At 45.5% G+C, this 561-nt stretch carries 1 pseudogene; it reads left to right on the forward strand.

The window, feature by feature from the left end:
• Positions 1 to 142: 142 nt before the first annotated feature.
• Positions 143 to 561: pseudogene (locus tag R7Z49_RS26805) on the forward strand (carboxynorspermidine decarboxylase); the annotation flags it as partial.

Genomic DNA, 561 nt, shown 5'->3' on the forward strand with positions numbered 1-561 from the left:
CACGCGTTCTCCTCGCTACAGAGACAAATTTCGGCGAATTACAAACAAAGTTAAATAATTAAAATCTAAGCCGATGCAACAGCGTCGGCTTTGTTCGATTTTACAGTGCCTTCGTTTAGGCGAGGGGACTCAAGGTATTAACATGCAACACAATGAACTAAAAACTCCGTACTTCATGATTAATGAAGACAAGCTGATTGCGAACCTAGAGAAAGCAAAACAGCTAAAAGAAATCTCAGGTGTAAAGCTTGTGCTAGCACTGAAGTGTTTCTCTACTTGGGGTGTGTTTGACATCATCAAGCCTTACTTAGACGGCACAACCAGCTCCGGCCCATTCGAAGTAAAACTTGGCTACGAAACGTTTGGTGGCGAAACGCACGCCTACAGTGTGGGTTACAGCGAAGATGACGTACGTGAAGTCGCAGACATCTGTGACAAAATGATTTTCAACTCGCAATCTCAACTTGCAGCTTACCGCCACATCGTTGAAGGCAAAGCGTCAATTGGTTTACGTTTAAATCCGGGCGTGAGCTACGCGGGTCAAGACCTCGCAAACCCTGC

It is taken from the genome of Vibrio sp. 1562 (genome assembly GCF_033340155.1).
GTDB classification, from domain to species: Bacteria; Pseudomonadota; Gammaproteobacteria; order Enterobacterales; family Vibrionaceae; genus Vibrio; species Vibrio alginolyticus.